Origin of the sequence: Achromobacter sp. GbtcB20 (assembly GCF_019091095.1) — a bacterium.
In the GTDB taxonomy this organism is placed as follows: Bacteria; Pseudomonadota; Gammaproteobacteria; order Burkholderiales; family Burkholderiaceae_B; genus Achromobacter; species Achromobacter mucicolens.
In genome coordinates this window covers 1-238 of sequence record NZ_JAGXJZ010000874.1, presented here as the reverse complement: position 1 = coordinate 238, position 238 = coordinate 1, and the positions used below count along the sequence as shown (strand labels likewise).

The window sequence follows — 238 nt, the reverse complement described above, 5'->3', positions numbered from 1 at the left end:
CGGTCGCGTAGCCGACCGCGCGCAGGTAGCGCTCGTCCAGGTGCCCCAGGCCCGCCAGGCGCAAGGTGGCGAACTCGGGCTTGCCGCTCTTCGGCAGGCTGTCGAGGTAATCCTTGATCTCGACGATCGACGGAATCGCGTCGCGCGCCTGGCCGAAGAATTCCAGCGCCACGGTGCGCGTGTACTTCGGCATCTTGTGCAGGATCCACCGGCTCGACGTGATCAGGCCGTCCGTGCC

At 67.6% G+C, this 238-nt stretch carries 1 protein-coding gene; it reads right to left on the bottom strand.

Going from position 1 to position 238, the window contains the following annotated elements; all coding sequences use genetic code 11:
* Positions 1-238 (bottom strand): hypothetical protein (locus tag KVT32_RS31475; RefSeq protein ID WP_217619572.1); only part of this gene is annotated, 238 nt, incomplete at both ends.